We start from the raw sequence: 14,652 nt of genomic DNA on the forward strand, positions 1-14,652 counted from the left end.
GACGCCGGTGGGCGGCGGCGACCAGAGCCTGCGCGACGCTGGCTCAGCGCCGCCGCTCCACATACGGCCGCGCCTGCAGCAGCACGATGCGGTCGCCCACGGTGGCCCACTCGATGTCCTGATCGACCGCGTTGAACGTTCGCTTCACCGCAGCGCCCACGTTCGCCAGGCGCACCACCAGCTCATCCGTCAGCACGTTGCGTCCAGCTTCCACCGGCACTTCCTTCACGCCGCCTTCCTTGTCGAGCTGTAACGAGGTTTCTTCGGCCGAGCGGCTCAGCACCTGGATCGCCTTCGACCAGCTCGAATACATCACCTGCTCCGCCACGCGCTGCCCTTCGACCACGCGGATGCCGATGCCGCGCTTGGCCGAGATGTAGGTGACGTGCGGATGCCCCGCGTCGAATGGGTCGCGCGTGATCATCACGCCGGCGTTGGTCGAGTCGATGGCGGTCTGCACGAACACGCCCATCAGCACCGACTCTGCGCCGAAACCCGCGGCGCTGCGGGCTTCCCAGGCTTCGGGGTTGAAGACCGAGGCCCAGACCTTCTTCACCGCAACTTCGAGCGCGTCGCCGGTCTTGACGTTGGGCACCGTGGTGTAGAGCCCCGCGCCGCTGAAGCCGGGCAGGTCTTCGGAGTTGGACGAGCTGCGCACGAACACGCCACTACCGCCGAGTTGCGACTGCCACGCGGCGCGCCATGCCGCCGCGATGGCGGCATCGACGGGCCATTGCACGATCTCGTCGCGCAACTGCGCCAGCGCCTTCTGGCGCAGCTTCGGATCGCTCGCGAAGCCGGGCTGCCGCTGCATGCGCGCGATGCGCTCGGCCAGGCCGTTGGCGCGCATGAAGCGGTCGTAGTACGCGAACGGAATGCAGAAGCCGTCGGGCACCGAGGTGCCCGGAATGTGCGCGGCCAGCATGGCACCGAGGTTCGCGGCCTTGGTGCCGCACTGCGCGTTGTTGCGCGCGCGCAGTGACGCCAGCGGCAGCAGGCGGGTTTCGCGCAGGTCGGGCTTGACGGCGCGCGCACTGCCGGGCGTGGCGCCGGTGGACGCTGTGCGCACGGCGCGCGGTGGCAGCGCCGCGATCTCTTCAGGCGTGAGGCGGCGCACCTGGTAGCCCGAGGCAGCCACCTTCAACGCGACCCATTGGCCCGCGTGCGCCTTCAGCACCGTGGCGGCGTCGCGCACATAGGCGTTCGGAATGCCCCAGCCCTTGGCCAGCAGGTTGACGTGCGAGAGCGCAGTCGAGGGCCGCTCGGTCAGCACGCCCGCCACCGGCGGCAGGCTGATCGGCACCTGGCGCAACACGGCGATGTCGTCGGGCAGCAGCGCGTTGATGCCCGATTCATCATCCACGATGCGCACGCGGCCGGTGGCGGTGCCCAGGTTCATCGGCAGAAAAGGCTGCTCGCGGATCAGCGCCTCCTGACTCACGGAGTCGATGCCGGCTTCCTTCGCCACGCGCTCGTGCAGCGTGGAGTTGGTCTTGAACTTCACGGGCGCGAAGAAGCTGGCCTTGACCTGCGCGTCGGCCTGCCGCAGCAGCGGCGCGGTGAGCCGGTCGCCTTCCCAGAACTCGTAGGTGAAGGTGCCGATGTTCTGCTGCCAGCTCAGCGTGCCGAACAGGAAGCGGCGGTCGGGCACGAGGTAGTTGCGGTCGATCTCGCGCTTGGCGGTGCTCGGCACCAGCCGGGTGTCGCGCAGGAAGCGCACGTGCAGTTGATAGCGCGGCGTGTCGATGTAGTACATGCGCGCCGGCCTGGCCTGCCGGTCGATGGCGAACAGAACGTGCGCGAGCTGCATGGGCGTGCCGGCGTCATAGACGCGCGCCATCTGGTCGAAGTCGCCCTGGCTGCGCAGCGCGGGCAGCGACGAGGGCACCGAAGGGCGCGGCACGAGCTGCGCGGCCGGGCCTTCGGGCTGCGGCTGGTTCTGCTGCTGGTAGTAAGACGGCTTGCGCGCCAGCTGGGCAATGGCGGTCGCGGGAATGGCCGCAAGGGTTGCTACGGCCACCAGGCACAGCGCAGTCACGCTATTGTTTCGGGAGCGCGCGACGCTCGTGGGGCATGCGTTTTTCTGGTTTTTCATGGGTATCCCTCCTTACAGCCGGTTGCCGATTGCACGCGCGCTTCACCAAGCAGTGGGCAGGCGGTGACAGCGGCAGCGGATTCTCGCGCGTTACAAACACAGCGCTTTCGCATCGTCCCGAGGATCAGAGAACAACGCCATGAGCCAACCCGCCATTTCCATGCTTTCCGCCCCGCGCCGATGGCTGCTCGGCCTGGCGCTGCTGTGCGTCGGCCTCGCGGCCAGCGCGCAGCAAGACCCGCCGGGCCGCGTCGCCCGCCTCAACTTCCAGCAGGGCACGGTGAGCTTCGCGCCTGCCGGCGAAGACAGCTGGTACGACGCGCAGCCCAACCGCCCCATCACCACCGGTGACCGCCTCTGGACCGACCGCAACGCGCGGGCCGAGCTGTACATCGGCTCGGCGGCACTGCGGCTCGACGGGCAGACGCATGTGGAGTTTTCCGAACTCGACGACGACACGGCGCGCATCACCTCGAACCAGGGCAACCTCCAGCTGCGCGTGCGCGACGAGCTGGCGGGCCAGCGCGTCGAGGTCGACACTGGCAACCTCGCGGTGGTGATCGACGAGCCGGGCGAATACCGCATCGCATCCGATCCAGCCGCCGGCACCACCTGGGTGGCCGTGGCCTCGGGCCGCGTCACGCTCTACGGCGACAACGGCCAATCTCAATCGCTGGGCGCGCGGCAGCAGCTCACCGTGTCGGGCCGCGACCTTTCGGCCGTGGGCGGGGCGCCGCAGCAGACCGGCGGTTTTGAAGCCTGGGTGGTCGAGCGCAACCGCCTCGAAGACCAGTCGGTCTCCGCGCGCTATGTGTCGCGCGAGGTGGTCGGCTACCAGCAGCTCGACAACTACGGCGACTGGCAAAGCGACGCCACCTATGGCGACGTCTGGTTCCCGCGCAACGTCGATGCCGACTGGGCGCCGTACCGCGACGGCCAGTGGGTCAATGTCGCGCCTTGGGGGCTGACCTGGGTCGACGCCGCGCCGTGGGGCTTCGCGCCCTTCCACTACGGCCGTTGGGCTCGCGTGGGTCCGCGCTGGGGCTGGGTGCCGGGGCGTCCGAACGGGCGGCCGGTGTATTCGCCCGCGCTGGTGGGCTTCGTGGGTGGCGGTGCCAATGCTGGCGTGCAGATCGGCAACGGCCGCAACGGCGTGGGCTGGTTCCCGCTGGCCCCGGGCGAGCAATGGCGCCCTGGCTACCACGCGAGCCAGCGCTATGTGGACCAGGTGAACCGCATGGCCATCTACAACCGGCAGGCCCGCAACGACTTCTATGCCAACCAGCAGATGCCGGGCGCCGTGACCGTGCTGCCCGCCGACCGCTTCGGCCGCGGCAGCTTCGGGCGGCGCGACCTGGTGCGGCTGCCGGACGACCGCTTCTCGCGCGGGCCGGTGGCGCCCACGCCGGGCATCGCCATCAACGGCTTCGGCGGCGGCTTCGGCCGGCCCGCTGCCGTGATGCCGCCGGCGGCGGCGCTGATGGCGCGGCAGCAACAGCAGGTCCAGTTCCAGCAGGCGCAACAGCAGCAGTTGATGCAGCAGCGCGCGGCGCAGGCCGCACAGATTCAACAACAGCAGCAACTGCAGCAACAACAGCAGATGGAATGGCAGCGCCAGCAGGGCGGGCGTCAGCAACAGGAATGGCGCCAACAGCAGGATTGGCGGGCGCAACAAGACTGGCGCCAGCGCGGCGAGCAGGAGCGCTGGCAACAGCAACAGCAGCAACAACAACTGCAGGTCCAGCAGCAACAGGCGCTGCGTCAACAGCAGGAAATGCAGCAGCGCGCCGCCCAAGCGCAAGCCCAGCAGCAGCAACAGTTGCTTCAACAACAGCAAATGCAGCAGATGCAGCTCCAGCAACAGCGCGCGGCCCAGCAGCAGGCCTTGGCCCAGCAACAGATGCTCCGCCAGCAACAGGAAATGCAGTTGCGCGCCGCGCAGGCGCAGCAGCAGGTGCAGGCCCAACAGCAGGCTCAGCAGAACGCAATGCGCCAGGCGCAGGAGGCCCAGCTGCGCGCGCTCCAGCAGCAGCGCGGCATCGCACCCCAACCGCAACCGCAAGGCCAGCGCAGCGACGATCCGCGCAAGCTCTGGACCTCGCCGGACTCGCGCTGAGAACGCCCCACCGCAAGCCCCGCTGAAAGCGCTGCCTTCGCCCCGCCGCTACAGTCGGCGGCCAAGGAGCAAGCCTTTCATGCCCACATTCGACTTCGATCTCTTCGTCATCGGCGGCGGCAGCGGGGGCGTTCGCGCCGCTCGCATGGCGGCGCACACCGGTGCCCGCGTCGCCATCGCCGAGGCCGCAGAACTCGGCGGCACCTGCGTCAACGTGGGCTGCATTCCCAAGAAGCTCTACAGCTACGCGGCCGGTTATGCCGAGTCTTTCGAGGAAGCCGCGGGCTACGGCTGGAAGCTGCATGGGGCGCCGCAGTTCGACTGGGCGCACCTGAAGGCGCAGCGCGCAAAAGAGATCACGCGGCTCAACGGCATCTATGCCTCACTGCTGAAGAACTCGGGCGTCACGCTCGTCACCGGATGGGCGCAGCTGGTCGATGCCCACACGGTGGAAATCGACGGCCGGCGCCACACCGCCCGCCACCTGCTGGTGGCCACCGGCGGCACGCCCTTCGTGCCCGACATTCCGGGCCGCGAGCACATCGTGACCTCCGACGCGATGTTCGACCTCGACCCGTTTCCCAAGCGCCTGCTGGTGGTGGGCGGCGGCTACATCGCCTGCGAATTCGCATCGATCTTCAACGGGCTGGGCGCCAAGGTCACGCAGCTGCACCGCCGCGCGCACCTGCTCACCGGCTTCGACGACGACGTGCGGCAGTTCCTGGCGAACGAGATGGGCAAGGCCGGTGTCGACATCCGGCTGAACTGCGAAGCCGCCTCGGTCACGCGCGGACCGCACGGACTCACGGTCACGCTGGCGCGCGGCCAGCAGATCGAGGCCGACACGGTGCTCTTTGCCACCGGCCGCGTGCCCAACACGCAGGGGCTCGGCCTCGAAGCAGCGGGCGTGAAGCTCGACGAGCGTGGCGCGATCGCAGTCGATGGGCACTACCGCAGCTCGGTGCCGTCGATCTACGCGGTGGGCGACGTGTCCACGCGCGTGCAGCTCACGCCGGTGGCACTGGCCGAGGCGATGGTGGTGGTCGACGAGCTCTTCGGCAAAGGCAAGCGCCGGCTCGACTACGAATTCATTCCCACGGCCGTGTTCACGCACCCGAACATCGGCACCTGTGGCTACAGCGAACTCGACGCGCGTGCGAAGTTCGGCGAGGTGACGGTGTTCTCGAGCGAATTCAAGTCGCTGCGCCACACGCTGTCGGGCCGCAGCGAGCGCACGTTCATGAAGCTGATCGTGGACAAGGCGAGCGACCGCGTGGTGGGCCTGCACATGGTGGGCGCGGATGCCGGCGAAGTGGTGCAGGGCTTTGCGGTGGCGATGCGTGCGGGTGCGACGAAGGCGATCTTCGACAGCACCGTGGGCATTCACCCGACGGCCGCTGAAGAGTTCGTGACGATGCGCGAGCCGATGCCCGGCTAGGCGCGCACCGCCTGCTGCTTGCCCTCGAGCAGCTTCACCATCACGAACAGCACGCGGTTGGCCGGCGTGGGCACGCCCAGCGCCTCGCCGCGCCGTACGACCAGCCCGTTGAGATGGTCGATCTCGCTGAGCTTGCCGCGCGCGAGGTCTTGCGCGGTCGACGAATACTGCGAGGGCATGCTCTGCGCGATGCCGCGCACGGCGGCGTCGGTATCGCCTGGCACTTCGACGCCTTCGGCCTTCGCAACCGCGAGGCACTCGGCCACCACGTCACGGATCAGGTCGGTCACGCCCGGGCCCTTCGCGAGCACGCCGTAGGGCAGCTGCGTGACGGCCGAGAGCGCGTTGTAGGCGCAGTTGAGGATCAGCTTGGCCCACAGCGAGCCGCGCACGTTGCCCGAGATCTGCGTGGGCACGCCGGCGGCAACGAGTTGCTGCGCGACCTGCTCGCTCATGCGCGAGGGCGCGATCACCAGCTCACCGCGCCCGTGGTGCTTCACGTGGCCCGGCCCCGCCATCTCGGTCGCCACGTAGACGACCGCCGCGGCAACCTCGTTCGCCGGCAGCACCGAGCGCACGCGCTCGTCGTTGTCGACGCCGTTCTGCAAGGTGAGCACCAGTGCGCCGGGCGCGAGATGCGGCTTTATCTGCGCGGCGGCCGCTTCGCTGTCGGTCGACTTCACGCAGAACAGCACGAGGTCCGCGCCCTGCACCGCATCGGCTTCGGTGCTCGCAGCCACCTTCACGAATTCGTCGAAGGCCTTGGTCTCCAGCCGGAGCCCCTTGGCGTTGACGGCCTCTACGTGCGAAGGCCGACCGACCAGCACCACCTCATGCCCGGCGCGCGCCAGCATGGCTCCGTAGTAGCAGCCGACTGCGCCGGCACCCATGACTGCGACTTTCATCGGTTCGATTCCTTGGTTGTCGCGGCGATCATGCCTCGGTCTCCACGCCGCGCGATTTCAGACCTTCGTCCAGCAGCCATTCGCGAAACGCCGCGAAGGCCGGCAGGTCGAGCCGGTCGGGCCGATAGCAGAGGTAGTGCCCCTGGTTCACGCTCACCGGCGTGCCGCAGGGGCTCAGCAGCGAGCCTTCGGCGAGTTCTTCCTGCACCAGCAGCTTCGGCACGAGGCCGATGCCCAACCCGTTGAGTGCCGCCTGTATCAGCGCCGAATACTGCGCGAAGCGCGGGCCGGCCACGATCTGCACTTCGGGCACGCCGTGCTGCGCGGCCCATTGGCGCCAGGCGCTGGGCGCGCCCTCGTGATGCAGCAGCGTGTGGCCGACGATGTCGGCGGGCTGCGCGATGCGGTGCCGCCCCTCGACCAGCGAGCGCGCCACGATCAACACGAACTCGCGCCCCGCGATGTATTCGGACACCACGCCGGGCCAGCCGTCGGGGCCGTATCGGATCGCGGCGTCCACGCCCGCCGGAATGCCGTCGCTCGGCTCCAGGTGACGGCTGAAGCTCAGCATCACGTGGCGGCTCTTCTGGCTGAAGGCGGGCAGGCGCGGGATCAGCCACTTGGTAAGGAAGGTGGGCACGCTCGCCAGCGTGAGCAGCCCGGCGCCCGCGTCGCCCGAGCGCGCCTCGAAAGTCGCGGTTTCTATGGCGCGCAGGCCGCCCGAGATCTTCTGCCAGTACACGCGCCCCTGCGGTGTAAGTTGCACGCCACGCCCGTTCTTCTGCAGCAGCTCGCGGCCAAGGAAGGCCTCCAGCCCCGCGATCTGCTTGCTGACAGCGCTCACGGTGATGCACAGGGCGCCGGCCGCCAGCGTGATGCTCTGGTGGCGCGCCACGGCGTCGAAGGCCAGCAGCTCCTGGATGGTGGGGCAGTCGCGCTTCATGCATGGCTCCGCTTCGTGAAAGCTGCATGAAAAACGCTTTCCGATTGCTCAAGTGTCGTCATCCAACTTTCACCCATAAGTACGCATGCGGTTCCTAGAATTCGAGGCAACGCGGCGGCATGCTCGGCGCGGACAGTAGCGCATCCGGAAAGTATGCCGGGTGTCCATGACATTGGAGACAACCTTGATCCGCGGCATCTCGCTCATCTACGGCCTGTACCTGCTGCTGCCCATCGCCCTGCTGCTGGTAGGCAGCGTGGGCGGCAACTGGACCAACACGCTGCTGCCCACGGGCATCACGGGGCAGTGGTATGTCGACCTCTGGCTCGACACCTCCTTTCGCAAGGCCTTCGTGAGCAGCCTCGTGGTGGCAATGGCTGCCTGCGCCATCAACACCGTGCTGGCGCTGCCGCTGGCCTATGCGCTGTATCACGGCGCGCGGCGCGGCGGCAGCCTGGCGGCGCGCATCGTGAGCGCCACGCCGGTGGCGGTGCCCGCGATCACTCTGGCCTTCGGCTACATGATCGTGTTCAACACCGACCTCGCGCCCTGGCTGGGCTCGATGCCGCTGCTGATCGCGGCGCACGCGATCCTCACCCTGCCCTACCTCACCAACACGCTGCTCACCGACCTGCGCCACCTCGACCTTGGCCGGCTCGAACAGGCAGCCGCCACGCTCGGCGCCTCGGGCTGGCAGCAGTTCACCGGCATCGTGCTGCCGAGCCTGAGGCAGAGCCTGATCAGCGGGCTGGTGATGGTCGCTGCCATTTCGGTGGGCGAGTTCGGCGTGTCGAACCTGCTCACGAGCTTCCAGAACCGCACCTACCCGGTGGTGCTGCTGCAGGCCTTCTATGGCGCCACGGGCTTTGCCTGCGCGGCCACGGTGATCCTTCTTGTGCTGGCCAGCGCGTCGGCGCTTCTTTCTTCTTCCCTTGTAAAGCAGCGCACATGAGTCTTCTGTTCGACAACGTCAGCTACAACTACCCCGGCAGCACGCACGGCCTGCACGACGTGTCGCTCGACGTGCGCACCGGCGAACTGGTGGCGGTGATCGGGCCCAGCGGCTCGGGCAAGTCGACGCTGCTCAAGCTGGTGGCGGGCCTGGAGACGGGCCACACCGGCCGCATCATGCTCGGCGGCGAAGACATGTCGCGCACGCCGGTGCACCAGCGCCACATCGGCATGGTGTTCCAGAGCTATGCGCTCTTTCCGCACTTGAGCGTGCTCGACAACGTGGCCTACGGGCTCAAGCTGCGCAAGCTGGCAACGGCCGAGCGGCGCAAGCGCGCGCAGGAGCTGCTCGACATCGTGGGGCTGGGCGACTTCTCGCAGCGCGCCGTGGCACAGCTCTCGGGCGGGCAGCAGCAGCGTGTGGCCCTTGCCCGCGCGCTGGCCATCGACCCGCGCGCCCTGCTGCTCGACGAGCCCCTGTCGGCCCTCGACGCCAGCGTGCGCGGCCATCTGCGCGACCAGATCCGCTCGATACAGCAACGCTTCAACGCCACCACGCTGCTGGTCACGCACGACCAGGAAGAAGCGCTGGTGATGGCCGACCGCGTGGCCATGCTGAAAGACGGCCGGCTGCTGCAGATCGCCACGCCGCGCGAGATCTACGAAAACCCCGCGAGCCGCGCGGTGGCCGAGTTCGTCGGACTCTCGACGATCCTGCCCGCGAAGGTGGCCTCCCCGGGCCGGCTGGACCTGGGCTTTGCCGAAGTCTTCGCCGACACCGGCCACCGCCCCTTCGGCACCGCGCTGCATGTGCTGGTGCGCCCCGAACACATCCGAGCCGACCCGGCGCCCGACGCCGTGAACCGCCTCGCGGGCCGCACCGGCGCGCAGCGCTACCTGGGTGCGCTCACGCGCTACGACTTCGAGGTGCCGGGTGCGGGCAAGCCATTCCTTGCCGAGTCGGCAGCGCCGGCTGCAGAAGCCATCGCCATCGCGCCCGAACACCTTCGTTTACTTGACCACTGACCCTTTCCTTCAAGGAGCCACCATGCAACGCAGACATCTGATCCAGGCCGCCGGCGCACTGCCCGCACTGTCATTGGCCACCCTCGCGGCACGCACCGCCTTCGCCTTCGACGGCCCCGAGCTCTACGCAGGCGAGAAGGCGCTGTACGCCGAGGCTCAGAAGGAAGGCCTGTGCGTCTCCTTCGACACCGGCCCCGAATGGGCCAACTGGAAGTCGCTGTTCCGCGACTTCAAGAAGCGCTACCCCGAGATCGAGCTGACCTACAACGACATCGGCTCCGCCGCCACCGTGGTCGCACTCGAAAAGACCAAGCGCCGCCCGCAGGCCGACACCGCCTACTACTTCGCCGCCTCGGCCGTCGACGCCGCGAAGAAGGACGTGGTCGCGCCCTTCAAGCCCGTCAACTTCGACAAGCTGCCGCCCGTGTTCCGCGAGGCCGAGGGCCGCTGGTTCACCATCCACACGCTCAACATCGCTTTCCTGGTCAACAAGAAGCTGGTGAAGACCGTGCCCACCGGCTGGGCCGACCTGCTCAAGCCCGAGTTCAAGAGCACGGTGGTTTACCTCGACCCGCGCTCCACCGGCATCGGCCAGGTGCTGACCTTTGCAGCGGCCTACGCCAACGGCGGCAGCGTCGACAACGTGCAGCCCGGCACCGACTACCTCGGCAAGCTGCATTCGGCCGGCAATGTGTTGCGCGTGGAAGGCACGACGCCGTACGCCAAGTTCCTGAAGGGCGAGATCCCGGTGTGGATCAGCTACGAGAACGACGGCCTCAAGGCCAAGCACGTCGACGGCATGGGCGACGCGGTGGAAGTCGTGATTCCCAAGGAAGCCAGCGTGGCCGCACCGTACGCCATCAGCCTCGTGAAGAACGGCCCGAACCCGAACGCCGGCAAGCTGTGGCTCAACTTCATCATGAGCGAGGCAGGCCAGTCGCTGTTCGCGCAGGGCTTCGTGCGTCCGGCTGTGCCGGGCACGCCGCTGAGTGCCGACGTGGCGGCCAAGATGCCGGCCGCGCCGCAGATCAAGCCGCTCGACGTGGTGAAAGCCTCGGAGCGCAAGGCCGAAGTCGACAAGCTCTGGGCGCAGGCCGCGCTGGGCAAGTAAGCAGGCCGTGATGCGACGCTTTGGCGCCTGGCCCGCATGGGCCTTCATGGCGCTTTTCTTCGCGGTGCCGCTCGCGGCGCTGCTGCCCGAAGCCTTCGCCGAGGGCGGCAGTGCCTTCGGGCGGCTGTTCGGCAACCCGCTGTTCCTGGGCGCGCTGCGCAATACGTTGGGCCTCGGCCTCGCGGCGGGCGCGATCTCGGCGCTGGTGGGCACCTGCATCGCCATCGAACTGGCACGCCAGCCTGAAGGCCGACGCCAATGGATGATGACCTTGCTGGGCTTGCCGCTGGCCTTCTCGGGGCTGGTGATTGCCTACGGCTTCATCCTGGCCTTCGGCCGCGCGGGCTTCGTGACGCAGCTGCTCGCGGGCCTCGGCGGTGACCCGGCCGCCATCGGCAGCTGGATCTACAGCGTGTCGGGCCTGGGCTTTGCCTATGCCTACTACCTGATCCCGCGCGTGGCGCTGTCGCTGTACCCGGTGTTCGCCAACCTCGACCTGCGCCCGGCGCAGGCGGCGCGCACCTTGGGCGCTTCGAAAGCGCGTGCCTTCTGGGACACGGTGGTGCCCGAGGTGATGCCCTCGGTGCTGTCGAACGCCTGCATGGTGGCCGCGATCGCGATGGGCACCTACGGCACGGCGCTGGCGCTGGTGGGTACGCAGCTGAACATCCTGCCGCTGATGCTGCTCGCGCAGGTGGGCGACGGCGGTTCCGATTTCGCGGTGGCGGCGGCCTTGTCGCTGGTACTGATGGTGGTGTGTGTGATCGTGATGGGAGTGGGCGATGTCTTTACGCGAAGGCGCGAGCGTGGTGCTGTCGGCGCCAGTCACTGAGGCGCTGACGCGCCTCGCGCAGAAGCAGCGGGGGCCCGAGCGCTACCGCCAGCCCGTGGCCATCATCGGCCCGGGCGACGGCGGCCCGGCCGAATGCGAGGCCGCCCACGCGGTGGCGCATGCGCTGGCCGGCGCGGGCATGTCCGTGGTCTGCGGCGGGCGCGGCGGCGTGATGGCCGCGGCCTCGCGCGGAGCCGTGGAGGCCGGCGGCATCGTCGTGGGCATCCTGCCCGAGGACGACGACCGCAACGCCAACGAATGGCTCAGCGTGGCCATCCCCACGGGCATGGGCGAGATGCGCAACGGCATCGTCGCGCGCAGCGGCGTGTGCCTGGTCGCCATCGGCGGCAACATGGGCACGCTGTCAGAGATGGCGCTGGGGCTCAAGTGGGGCAAGCCGGTGTTCGTGATGCACGGCGACGTGGCGCTGCCCGGCGCGGTGCAGGCCACGGACGTAGAAGACATGCTCACGAAAGTGCTCGCCTGCCTGCTGGCATGACTGCCCCCGGCTGAAGCGGCGGCCGCATTGCACAATGCCGTCATGCCCTACATGCCCACCTTTGTCGCTCCCGCCCGCTTCACCGATGCCGCCGCCGCACTCGAACAGGTCAAGGCCATCTACCAGGGCGGCCTCGCCCATCTGCGCGAATCGATGCTGCGCTTCGTTGCCGGCGAGGCGCTGCCGGGCCGGGTGCGGGCCTGCTACCCCTTCGTGCGGGTGCACACGCACACCGTCTCGCGCCACACGCCGCCGGCCAACGCCGGCCTGAGCTACGGCTTCGTGGCTGGCCCCGGCCGCTACGAGACCACGCTGACGCGGCCCGACCTGTTCTCGCGCTATTACCTCGACCAGTTCCGCCTGCTGCTCGAAAACCACCAGGTCGAGCTCGAGGTGGGCACCAGCACACAGCCCATTCCCATCCACTTCTCCTTTGCCGAGAACGACCACATCGAAGGCACCATGAGCGCCGAGCGCCGCGCCCTCATGCGCGACGTGTTCGACCTGCCCGACCTGGGCGTGATGGACGACGGCATCGCCAACGGCACCTACGAGGCGCGCGACGGCGAGGCGCAGCCGCTGTCGCTCTTCACGGCCGCGCGGGTGGACTACTCGCTGCACCGCCTGCGCCACTACTCGGGCACTGCGCCCGAGTGGTTCCAGAACTTCGTGCTGTTCACCAACTACCAGTTCTACATCGACGAATTCGTGCGCCTGGGCCACGAGGCCATGGCCGACGAGAACAGCGAGTACGTCGCCTTCATCGAGCCCGGCAACGTGGTCACGCGCCGGCGCGGGCTTGCTGCAGGTTCGAGCGCCACCTACGGCCACCTGCTCGACGGCAGCCAGGGCACCGCCCCGCCGCGCCTGCCGCAGATGCCGGCCTACCACCTGGTGCGCGAGGATTGCAGCGGCACCACCATGGTCAACATCGGCGTCGGCCCGGCCAATGCCAAGACCATCACCGACCACGTCGCGGTGCTGCGCCCGCATGCGTGGATGATGCTGGGCCACTGCGCCGGCCTGCGCAACACGCAGCAGCTTGGCGACTACGTGCTGGCCCACGCCTACGTGCGTGAAGACCACGTGCTCGACGAAGAGCTGCCGCTGTGGGTGCCGATTCCGGCGCTGTCGGAAATCCAGCTCGCGCTGGAGAAGGCCGTGGCCGACGTCACGCGCTACGAGGGCCCCGACCTGAAGAAGATCATGCGCACCGGCACCGTGGCCAGCACCGACAACCGCAACTGGGAACTGCTGCCCGGCAACCAGCCGCAGCGCCGCTTCAGCCAGAGCCGCGCGGTGGCGCTCGACATGGAAAGCGCGACCATCGCGGCCAACGGCTTCCGGTTTCGCGTGCCCTACGGCACCCTGCTGTGCGTGAGCGACAAGCCGCTGCACGGCGAGATCAAGCTGCCCGGCATGGCCAACCACTTCTACCGCGAGCGCGTGGAGCAGCACCTGCGCATCGGCATGCGGGCCATCGAGATCCTGCGCGAAGAGGGCTCGACGCGGCTGCACAGCCGCAAGCTGCGCAGCTTTGCCGAGGTGGCGTTCCAGTAAGAAGAAGGGCTTCTGGAGGGCCCCGACAGAGGTCGGGCCCTCAGGGTTTGTCCTGCCCGCCACCGCGCGGGATTGCGCCGTTTCGCGGACATCATCCGGTTTACCCCACAGCAACCGGAAAGAAGATGACCCAGTCGCGTTCCGTTCCCCTCTCCCGCCGCAGCTTCTCTGCATGGATCGCGGCCTCGGCCGCAGCCGCTGGCGCAGGACATGCCGCACTGTGGCCGCGCACCGCCTCCGCCGCCGATGCACCCGTGAGCAGCAAGCTGCGCATCGTGATTCCCGCCAATGAAGGCGGCGGCTGGGACCAGACCGGGCGCGCGCTCGGCGCCGCGATGCTGGCGTCAGGCGCGGTCGGCAGCGTGGTGTACGAGAACATCGGCGGCAAGGGCGGCACCATCGGCCTGGCGAAGTACGTCGAGAAATACGATGCGGACCCCGACACCCTGCTGATGAGCGGCATGGTCATGGTCGGCGCGGTCGCACTGCAGAAGCCCGCCGTGACGATGGCCAACATGGCGCCGATCGCACGCCTCACCAGCGACTACGAGGTGGTGGCGGTGAAGGCCGATTCGCCCATCAAGACGCCGAAGGATTTGATCGCACAGCTGCGCGCCGATGCAGCCAACACCGTCATCGCGGGCGGCTCGGCCGGCGGCGTGGACCACATGTACGCAGGCATGCTGGCGCGCGTGGCCGACGCCTCGCAGTCGCTGGTCTACCAGGCGCACCCCGGCGGCGCGGAAGTGGTCGAGGCGCTGGCAACCGGCAAGGCCGCAGCCGGCATCTCCGGCTACAGCGAGTTCAGCGAGGGCCTGGCCAGCGGCAAGCTGCGCGCCATCGGCGTGTCGTCCAAGCGGCCGTTCCAGGGCATCGCCTCGGTGCGCGAGCAGGGCGTGGAAGCCGACCTTGCCAACTGGCGCGGCGTGCTCACCGGCCGCAAGGTGCCGCCGTACCGCAAAGCGGCGCTGCTGACGGTGGTGCGGCGCGCCACCGCCACCGATGTGTGGCAAAAAGCCATCAAACAGAACAACTGGGACCCCTTCTGGATGGAGGGCAAGGATTTCGAGAATTTCCTCGAAACCGACACCGCAATGGCCGGCCCGCTGATCTATCTGCTCAAGCTGAAAGCCTGAGAGCGCCCGCTCCTGCGGGTTTTCCCTAGGCCACGAAGGC

12 protein-coding genes are annotated in these 14,652 nt (G+C 68.5%); 9 read left to right on the plus strand and 3 right to left on the minus strand.

All coding sequences use genetic code 11. From position 1 onward, the window contains the following. Positions 1 to 43: 43 nt before the first annotated feature. Positions 44 to 2,095: a PEP/pyruvate-binding domain-containing protein gene (locus AC07O3_RS05610; RefSeq protein ID WP_495338790.1), complete on the minus strand. Its 2,052-nt coding sequence runs from the start codon at positions 2,093 to 2,095 to the stop codon at positions 44 to 46. 139 nt (positions 2,096 to 2,234) lie between these two features. On the opposite strand from AC07O3_RS05610, the gene AC07O3_RS05615 reads away from it, so the two are divergent. Beyond that, on the plus strand, positions 2,235 to 4,211 hold the full coding sequence (locus AC07O3_RS05615) for a DUF6600 domain-containing protein (protein ID WP_495338791.1): 1,977 nt from the start codon (positions 2,235 to 2,237) through the stop codon (positions 4,209 to 4,211). Positions 4,212 to 4,290: 79 nt separating this feature from the next. Beyond that, a complete protein-coding gene (gene gorA, locus AC07O3_RS05620; protein WP_495338792.1) occupies positions 4,291 to 5,649 on the plus strand; it encodes a glutathione-disulfide reductase in 1,359 nt (452 codons plus the stop codon). On the opposite strand, the gene AC07O3_RS05625 is transcribed toward gorA, so the two are convergent. Then, positions 5,646 to 6,554, minus strand: a complete 909-nt coding sequence (locus AC07O3_RS05625; RefSeq protein WP_495338793.1) for a ketopantoate reductase family protein — start codon at positions 6,552 to 6,554, stop codon at positions 5,646 to 5,648. The two genes, gorA and AC07O3_RS05625, sit on opposite strands and share 4 nt — an antisense overlap. A 28-nt stretch (positions 6,555 to 6,582) precedes the next feature. Then, entirely contained in the window at positions 6,583 to 7,497 is a 915-nt protein-coding gene (locus tag AC07O3_RS05630) for a LysR substrate-binding domain-containing protein (protein WP_093179812.1), read from the minus strand. A 166-nt stretch (positions 7,498 to 7,663) separates the two neighbouring features. Here AC07O3_RS05630 and AC07O3_RS05635 point away from each other — a divergent pair, with 166 nt between their 5' ends. The 7 genes from AC07O3_RS05635 (at position 7,664) to AC07O3_RS05665 (ending at position 14,612) form a co-directional block, all read left to right on the plus strand. Further along, positions 7,664 to 8,449 (plus strand): ABC transporter permease, encoded by a 786-nt coding sequence (locus tag AC07O3_RS05635; RefSeq protein WP_093058692.1) that lies wholly within the window; start codon positions 7,664 to 7,666, stop codon positions 8,447 to 8,449. Further along, positions 8,446 to 9,474 carry an ABC transporter ATP-binding protein gene (locus tag AC07O3_RS05640; protein ID WP_307616917.1) on the plus strand — a complete coding sequence of 343 codons (1,029 nt, stop codon included), beginning with the start codon at positions 8,446 to 8,448 and terminating at the stop codon, positions 9,472 to 9,474. The genes AC07O3_RS05635 and AC07O3_RS05640 overlap by 4 nt, the downstream gene beginning before the upstream one ends. Before the next feature lie 22 nt (positions 9,475 to 9,496). Continuing rightward, positions 9,497 to 10,585 (plus strand): extracellular solute-binding protein, encoded by a 1,089-nt coding sequence (locus AC07O3_RS05645; RefSeq protein WP_093179806.1) that lies wholly within the window; start codon positions 9,497 to 9,499, stop codon positions 10,583 to 10,585. A gap of 10 nt (positions 10,586 to 10,595) precedes the next feature. Further along, positions 10,596 to 11,417 (plus strand): ABC transporter permease, encoded by an 822-nt coding sequence (locus AC07O3_RS05650; protein ID WP_093058689.1) that lies wholly within the window; start codon positions 10,596 to 10,598, stop codon positions 11,415 to 11,417. After that, on the plus strand, positions 11,368 to 11,916 hold the full coding sequence (locus AC07O3_RS05655; RefSeq protein ID WP_093058688.1) for a TIGR00725 family protein: 549 nt from the start codon (positions 11,368 to 11,370) through the stop codon (positions 11,914 to 11,916). The genes AC07O3_RS05650 and AC07O3_RS05655 overlap by 50 nt, the downstream gene beginning before the upstream one ends. Positions 11,917 to 11,958: 42 nt before the next feature. Next, the gene (locus AC07O3_RS05660; protein WP_093058687.1) at positions 11,959 to 13,476 is read left to right on the plus strand and encodes an AMP nucleosidase; all 1,518 of its coding nucleotides are present in this window, start codon (positions 11,959 to 11,961) and stop codon (positions 13,474 to 13,476) included. 125 nt (positions 13,477 to 13,601) lie between these two features. Then, positions 13,602 to 14,612, plus strand: a complete 1,011-nt coding sequence (locus tag AC07O3_RS05665; protein ID WP_176928987.1) for a Bug family tripartite tricarboxylate transporter substrate binding protein — start codon at positions 13,602 to 13,604, stop codon at positions 14,610 to 14,612. Positions 14,613 to 14,652 lie beyond the last annotated feature (40 nt).

It is taken from the genome of Variovorax sp. GW821-FHT09D05 (genome assembly GCF_059416325.1).

Bases quoted from the DNA above. Each gene is read 5' to 3' on its own strand.
- gorA (WP_495338792.1), top strand. From the start codon at position 4,291: ATGCCCACATTCGACTTCGATCTCTTCGTCATCGGCGGCGGCAGCGGG.
- AC07O3_RS05615 (WP_495338791.1), top strand. From the start codon at position 2,235: ATGAGCCAACCCGCCATTTCCATGCTTTCCGCCCCGCGCCGATGGCTG.
- AC07O3_RS05640 (WP_307616917.1), top strand. From the start codon at position 8,446: ATGAGTCTTCTGTTCGACAACGTCAGCTACAACTACCCCGGCAGCACG.
- AC07O3_RS05625 (WP_495338793.1), bottom strand. From the start codon at position 6,554: ATGAAAGTCGCAGTCATGGGTGCCGGCGCAGTCGGCTGCTACTACGGA.
- AC07O3_RS05630 (WP_093179812.1), bottom strand. From the start codon at position 7,497: ATGAAGCGCGACTGCCCCACCATCCAGGAGCTGCTGGCCTTCGACGCC.
- AC07O3_RS05655 (WP_093058688.1), top strand. From the start codon at position 11,368: ATGTCTTTACGCGAAGGCGCGAGCGTGGTGCTGTCGGCGCCAGTCACT.
- AC07O3_RS05635 (WP_093058692.1), top strand. From the start codon at position 7,664: ATGACATTGGAGACAACCTTGATCCGCGGCATCTCGCTCATCTACGGC.
- AC07O3_RS05610 (WP_495338790.1), bottom strand. From the start codon at position 2,095: ATGAAAAACCAGAAAAACGCATGCCCCACGAGCGTCGCGCGCTCCCGA.
- AC07O3_RS05665 (WP_176928987.1), top strand. From the start codon at position 13,602: ATGACCCAGTCGCGTTCCGTTCCCCTCTCCCGCCGCAGCTTCTCTGCA.
- AC07O3_RS05650 (WP_093058689.1), top strand. From the start codon at position 10,596: ATGCGACGCTTTGGCGCCTGGCCCGCATGGGCCTTCATGGCGCTTTTC.
- AC07O3_RS05660 (WP_093058687.1), top strand. From the start codon at position 11,959: ATGCCCTACATGCCCACCTTTGTCGCTCCCGCCCGCTTCACCGATGCC.
- AC07O3_RS05645 (WP_093179806.1), top strand. From the start codon at position 9,497: ATGCAACGCAGACATCTGATCCAGGCCGCCGGCGCACTGCCCGCACTG.